6 protein-coding genes are annotated in these 6,683 nt (G+C 62.5%); 3 read left to right on the forward strand and 3 right to left on the reverse strand.

The window, feature by feature from the left end; all coding sequences use genetic code 11:
• Positions 1–23: 23 nt before the first annotated feature.
• On the reverse strand, positions 24–917 hold the full coding sequence (locus OC610_RS18190) for a PA4780 family RIO1-like protein kinase (protein WP_181287289.1): 894 nt from the start codon (positions 915–917) through the stop codon (positions 24–26).
• A 209-nt stretch (positions 918–1,126) separates the two neighbouring features.
• The gene (locus OC610_RS18195; RefSeq protein WP_264429579.1) at positions 1,127–1,918 is read right to left on the reverse strand and encodes an AraC family transcriptional regulator; all 792 of its coding nucleotides are present in this window, start codon (positions 1,916–1,918) and stop codon (positions 1,127–1,129) included.
• Between the two features lie 79 nt (positions 1,919–1,997).
• Between OC610_RS18195 and OC610_RS18200 the strand changes: the two genes are divergently transcribed.
• Entirely contained in the window at positions 1,998–3,026 is a 1,029-nt protein-coding gene (locus OC610_RS18200) for a bile acid:sodium symporter family protein (protein WP_264429581.1), read from the forward strand.
• Here OC610_RS18200 and OC610_RS18205 read toward each other — a convergent pair.
• Positions 3,013–4,290 carry an acetyl-CoA C-acetyltransferase gene (locus tag OC610_RS18205; protein WP_264429583.1) on the reverse strand — a complete coding sequence of 426 codons (1,278 nt, stop codon included), beginning with the start codon at positions 4,288–4,290 and terminating at the stop codon, positions 3,013–3,015. The two genes, OC610_RS18200 and OC610_RS18205, sit on opposite strands and share 14 nt — an antisense overlap.
• A gap of 146 nt (positions 4,291–4,436) precedes the next feature.
• Between OC610_RS18205 and OC610_RS18210 the strand changes: the two genes are divergently transcribed.
• A complete protein-coding gene (locus OC610_RS18210) occupies positions 4,437–5,789 on the forward strand; it encodes a 3-oxoacyl-ACP reductase (protein WP_264429586.1) in 1,353 nt (450 codons plus the stop codon).
• Between the two features lie 2 nt (positions 5,790–5,791).
• Positions 5,792–6,646, forward strand: coding sequence for a MaoC family dehydratase (locus OC610_RS18215; RefSeq protein WP_264429588.1), 855 nt, complete (start codon positions 5,792–5,794; stop codon positions 6,644–6,646).
• Positions 6,647–6,683 lie beyond the last annotated feature (37 nt).

Below are 6,683 nucleotides of genomic sequence, written 5' to 3' on the forward strand. Positions count from 1 at the left end.
GGCCGGATTTGCGGGTCAACCGATCACTGCATCCACGGCGGAGGCGGTTCCTCGGTCTTGCCTGGCGGCGCATCGTCGGCGGCGCGTACAGCTTGGCGTCGTTCTTCGTCCAGCCGCGCGGCCTCGATCTCGCGCATGATCCCGCCAACATCCGCCAGCTCTTCCGGCTCGTCGAACTCACCGGTCAACACACTGCCCGGGTGCAAGGTGCCGGCTTCATACAACGCCCACATCTCCTTGGCGTACCGGGTGCGCTTCAGTTCCGGAGCAAACCGACCGAAGTAGGACGCCATGTTGCCGACGTCCCGCTCCAGCATGCTGAAGGCGTGGTTGTTGCCCGCAGCGTCCACCGCTTGCGGCAAATCGATGATGACCGGGCCTGTTGGCGTGAGCAGGACATTGAACTCCGACAGGTCGCCATGCACCAGACCGGTACACAGCATCAGAACGATCTGGGAAATCAGATAGGCGTGGTACTCACGAGCCTGGTCCGGCTCAAGCACGACATCGTTCAGGCGCGGCGCGGCATCGCCGTATTCGTCGGCCACCAGCTCCATCAGCAGCACGCCTTCCAGGAAGTCGTAAGGCTTGGGCACTCGAACACCAGCGCCAGCCAGCCGAAACAGCGCAGCGACTTCAGCGTTCTGCCAGGCGTCTTCGGTTTCCTTGCGCCCGAACTTCGAGCCTTTCGCCATCGCCCGGGCCTGGCGGCTGTTACGGACCTTGCGGCCTTCCTGGTATTCGGCCGCCTGGCGAAAACTTCGCTTGTTCGCCTCCTTGTAGACCTTGGCGCAACGCAGCTCATTGCCACAGCGCACCACATAAACAGCTGCTTCTTTACCACTCATGAGTGGGCGCAGCACCTCGTCGACCAGACCGTCCTCGATCAGGGGTTCAATGCGTTTTGGAGTCTTCATCAGCTTTTATTCTGGGTCCTTTATTACCAAACACGCGAATGACAGGTCGTTATACGGCAATCCACCCTTCACGGGGAGGGGTTCCGACCTATGAACCCTGAATGCACACACTGTGCCGGATCAGCTCAGCCGAGCCAAATCATAACCGAGACGGAATATGACGCGGCCCATAAAACCGGCGGGCCTTGGCGAAGCGAGCAGACCGTCTGTCAATGTCTGAACAACTCCCCCGGGGTAAAACCGAACAGCCCCTTGAATGCCGCGATAAAGGCGGACGTCGAATCATAGCCACAGGAAAGCGCTGCGCTGGTGACACTGTCGCCCTTTTCCAGTGACCCCAGGGAAGACAGCAGCCGCATGCGCTGGCGCCAGGCGCGAAAACTCAGGCCGGTTTCCCGCTGGAATAGACGCATCACGGTTTTTTCCGAAGTGCCCAAGCGAGCAGCCCAGGCGTGTAGCGTCACGTTGCCTTCGGGCTGTGCAATCAACTCGTTGCACAATTCCAGCAAGCGCGCGTGTCGGGGCAGCGGAAGGGAAAAACCCACCTCCGGCAGCGCTGCCAATTGATCCAGCAGCACCTGGACCAGACGCGCCTCCTCCGAATCACCCTGTGGATAGGTGGCGGGAAACTGGCAGAAGACCTTGATCAACTCTCGCGCCAGCGGCGTCACCTCCAGCACCCGACAGCGCGCCTCGGCCCACTGGCAAGCCTGGCGATGCACGTAAAGGCTGCGCATTTCGGCCCGGGTAGACGTCACCACCTGATGCTCAAGATCGGCCGGGATCCAGATTCCCCGTTGCGGCGGCGCAAAGAAACTGCCCTCGGCGGTGTGGACGCCCAGCACACCGCTGATGGCATAGGAAAATTGCACCCAATCGTGGCGATGAGCCTGGGTCCACGAACCCGCGTTCAAGCTTTCGACCCGGGCATAGAGCGGCCGAGGCAATTCCGTCAGGTCGGGAATGCGTCGCTCGAGTTGCAGGTGTCCGTTAGTCGGCATTGATTGGCCTTATATCGCAAGACGACTGTGTCGAGCGACGTTAGGCTAAGTCGACTCTTCTTACAACTTGCGGTGCCCTATGCACATCTTCAGACACCTCAAACGCATGGTGACCGACTGGTTCCTGTGCGGCATGTTGCTCGCCACGCTGCTGGCGTATTTCTTCCCCCGCTTCGGCGCCACGGGTGGCGCGATGCACGCGGAATGGGTCGTGAACATCGGGATCTTCGTGGTGTTTTTCCTCCATGGCGTCAACCTGTCCGGCGAACAGATCCGCCACGGCTTGAGGAACACGCGGCTGCACCTGATGGTGCAAGGTTTTACCTTTGGGGTATTTCCGTTGATCTGGCTGGCCAGCGAATGGTTGTTGGGCAGCCATGTGCCGTCGCTGTTGATGCTGGGGTTCTTTTATCTGTGCGCCCTGCCTTCGACCATTTCTTCATCGGTGGCCCTGACCGGCAGCGCGGGCGGCAACGTGCCGGCGGCGATTCTCAACGCCAGCCTGTCCAGTGTGCTGGGGATTTTCCTGACACCGCTGCTGGTCAGTTTCGTGGTGGGCAGCGGAGCCGGCGGCATCGACCTGGGCTCGACACTGCTCGACCTGTGCCTGATGTTGCTACTGCCGCTGGTGCTCGGGCAGTTCCTGCGGCGTTGGCTGGCCGGCTTTTTCGCCCGGTACAAGCGCTACACCAGCGTCATCGACAAACTGGTCATCCTGCTGCTGGTCTATGCGGCGTTCTGCAACTCCATGGTGTCGGGGATCTGGCAGCAACAAGGCAATGGCGTATTGTTCAGCGCCGTGCTCGGCAGCGCGGTTTTGCTGGCAATCATTCTCTGGATGACCACCCGCACCGCGCGCGTGTTGCGGTTCAGCAACGCCGATGAAATTGCCGCGGTGTTCTGCGCAAGCAAGAAATCCCTGGCCGCCGGCGTGCCGATGGCGGCATTGATTTTCGGCCACAACCCCGGCCTTGGGCTGATCCTGTTGCCGATCATGATCTACCACCCCCTGCAACTGATCGTCTGTTCGATCCTCGCCGAACGCTACGTCAGCCGCCAGCGCGCCCAGGTTGCTCGACAAAACGAGGCCATCGTCAGCGCTCGATAATGGCCGTGACGCCTTGGCCGGCGGCGGCGCAAATGGATATCAGCCCCCGGCCCTTCCCCGCCGCGTCCAGCAATTTGGCCAGGTTGGCGACAATGCGCCCGCCGGTGGCGGCAAATGGATGCCCAGCGGCCAGCGAACTGCCCTTCACATTCAACCGGCTGCGGTCGATGGCACCCAGCGGCGCATCAAGGCCCAGGCGAGTCTTGCAGTAGTCGGGGTCCTCCCACGCCTTCAACGTGCACAACACTTGGGCGGCGAACGCTTCGTGGATCTCGTAGTAATCGAAGTCCTGCAATGTCAGGCCATTGCGCGCCAACAACCGCGGCACGGCATAGACCGGCGCCATCAGCAGGCCTTCGCCGCCGTTGACGAAATCCACCGCTGCGGTTTCACCGTCACGCAGGTAAGCCAGGATCGGCAGCCCACGAGCCTTGGCCCATTCTTCACTGCCCAACAGCACCAGCGACGCGCCATCGGTCAGCGGCGTGGAGTTGCCTGCGGTCATCGTCCCCTTGGCGCTTTTCTCGAAGGCGGGCTTGAGGGAGGCGAGTTTTTCCAGGGTCAGGTCCGGACGCAGATTGTTATCGCGGGTCAGGCCCAGAAACGGCGTCATCAGGTCGTTATGCCAGCCTTCGGCATAAGAGGCGGCCATTTTCTGATGACTTTCCAAGGCCAGCTGATCCTGTTCTTGCCTGGGAATCTGCCAGGTCTGCGCCATCAATTCACAGTGCTGGCCCATGTTCAGGCCCGTGCGCGGTTCGTTGATGCGTGGCAGCTCAGGGATAAGGTGTCGAGGGCGTAGTTGCAGGAAGGTCTTGATCTTGTCACCGGTAGTCCTGGCCCGATTGGCTTGCAGCAAGATCTTGCGCAGCCCTTCATTGACCGCAATCGGCGCGTCGGAAGTGGTGTCGACGCCGCCCGCGATGGCGCTGTCGATCTGGCCCAGGGCGATTTTATTGGCCACCAGCAGTACGGTTTCCAGACCCGTACCGCAAGCCTGTTGAACGTCGTACGCCGGTGTGCTCGGCGACAGGCGCGAGCCCAGCACGCATTCGCGCGTCAGGTTCATGTCCCGGGAAAACTTGAGCACCGCACCGGCGGCCATTTCGCCGATGTGCACACCGTGCAGGTTGTAGCGCTCGATCAATCCTTCTAGCGCGGCCGTCAGCATCGCCTGGTTGCTGGCGGTGGCATAGGGCCCGTTGGAACGGGCGAAAGGAATGCGGTTACCACCGATGATCGCAACGCGGCGTAGCTGTGCCATGAAGAACTCCCCTGTATGCGCGAAAGGTGCGAAATAAGCTTGCTGTAACGTGCCCCAGCCACAAGCTTAGGCTTTATCTCGGCGATCGAACGACCGATTGCCAAACATGGTCCACACTTGGAACCTCATCAGCCGGAGTGTGTTCCATGTCAGACCGTTACATAGACTTCGCCAATTCGCCCATTGGCCTGCGTCTGGTTGGCGCTCTGGGCCTGCCCTCGCCGGTGCGCCTGGAGCGCTGGCAAGCCGGGCGGTTGCGGCCCATCGAGGGCGCCCTGCTGCTGGGCGGTGGGCCCTTGACCGAACAGGTCGGCACGTTCGCCAAGCGCCTGACCGATGCGATTTTCATCTACGGTGGCGAACCGACGCTGGCGACCGAGTGGATTCCCGGCCACGGCCCGAAAATCAAGGCGGTGGTGTACGACGCCAGCCATCTGGTCCAGGTTGATCAGCTCAAGCAGTTGCGTGAGTTTTTCCAGCCGCTGATGAAAAACCTCGACCACAGCGCCCATATCGTCATCCTCGGCCGCGCCCCGGAAAGCTTCGATGATCCCTTTGCCGCCAGTGCCCAACGCGCCCTGGAAGGCTTCAGCCGTTCCCTGGCCAAGGAACTTCGCCACGGTGGCACGCTGCAGTTGCTGTACGTCGGTGAGGGCGCCGAAGCGCAGTTGGAGGGAGCGCTGCGGTTTTTCCTGTCGCCCAAGAGCGCCTACGTTTCCGGACAGGTGATTCGCCTCAAACCTTGCGATACCCAAGTCCAGGATTGGACCCGACCGCTGACTGGGCTGAAAGCGCTGGTCACCGGCGCCGCGCGTGGCATCGGCGCTTCCATTGCCGAAACCCTCGCCCGCGACGGCGCCGACGTGATCCTGCTAGACGTTCCACAGGCCAAGGCCGACCTCGACGCGTTGGCCGCACGCTTGAGCGGACGCAGCGTGACGCTGGACATCTGCGCTCAAGACGCGGCCGCGCAACTGATCGACCACCTGCCCGACGGTGTCGATATCGTGGTGCATAACGCGGGCATCACCCGGGACAAGACCCTGGCCAACATGACCCCGGAGTTCTGGGACGCCGTGCTGGCGGTCAACCTCAATGCCCCACACGTGTTGACCAAGGCTCTGCTCGACAGCGGCACACTGCGGGACAATGGCCGGGTCGTCTTGCTGGCCTCCATCAGCGGCATCGCCGGCAATCGCGGGCAGACCAACTATGCCGCGAGCAAGGCCGGGCTGATCGGCCTCGCGCAGGCCTGGGCACCGGCCTTGCAGCCCCGGGGAATCAGCATCAATGCCGTGGCGCCAGGTTTCATTGAAACGCGCATGACCGCCGACATCCCCTTCGCCCTGCGCGAAGCCGGGCGGCGCATGAGTTCGCTGGGCCAGGGCGGCTTGCCCCAGGACGTCGCCGAAGCCGTGGCCTGGCTTGCGCAACCGGGTACGGGCGCCGTGACCGGACAGGCGCTGCGGGTCTGCGGGCAAAGCCTGTTGGGGGCTTGAACATGACGATCCAATGGCATGAGATAAATACTGCACCGTCGATGTCGGGGCTGTACGCCAAGGCCGCGACACGCCGCAAGATAACCGGCACGACCTTGCCCGACATCGGGCTGCGCCAGATGATCCAGGTCGACCCGCAACGCCTTGCGGCGTATTGCAAGGTCTGTGGCTTCGCCGAAAGCGGATTGCTGCCACCGACCTATCCCCATGTCCTGGCGTTCGCCCTGCAAATGCAACTGCTGACCGCCCGGGAGTTCCCGTTCCCCTTGCAGGGGTTGGTTCACCTGAGCAACCGCATCCGTGTGCTGCGGCCCATGGGCGGCGTCAGCCAGGTGCGAGCCAGCGTCAACGTCGAGAACCTGCAACCGCACGCCAAGGGTGCGGTGTTCGATCTGGTGACCCGTCTCGAAGATCAATTGGGGCCGCTGTGGGAGGCCGAGAGCCAGATGCTGTGCAAAGGTGTCCAGCTCGATGGTGCGCTGGTCGAGGAGCCGCCGTCGTTGCCCCTCGATCTGAGCGAGGTGGCGCGCTGGACAGCGCCCGCGGACATTGGTCGGCAATACGCCAAGGTCTCCGGCGACTACAACCCGATCCACCTGAGCGGCGCCAGCGCACGGTTGTTCGGTTTCCCCACCGCCATCGCCCATGGGCTGTGGAACAAGGCGCGGGCCCTGGCGGCGCTGGAGGACCATCTGCCCGAGGCTAATATCGAAATCGACGTAACCTTCAAGAAACCGGTGCGCCTACCCAGCGAGGTGACATTGCTGGCGAGTGCGGCGGGGTCCAGTGGGCACTTGCGACTGGAAGGCGCTGGAGCGCTGGAGCATATGCAGGGAAGCTGGCAGCCGGTTGCTTGAGCGGAAAACGCCATACCTGTGGGAGCCTGCTCGCGAA

Source organism: Pseudomonas agronomica (assembly GCF_025917275.1).
Lineage (GTDB): Bacteria > Pseudomonadota > Gammaproteobacteria > Pseudomonadales > Pseudomonadaceae > Aquipseudomonas > Aquipseudomonas agronomica.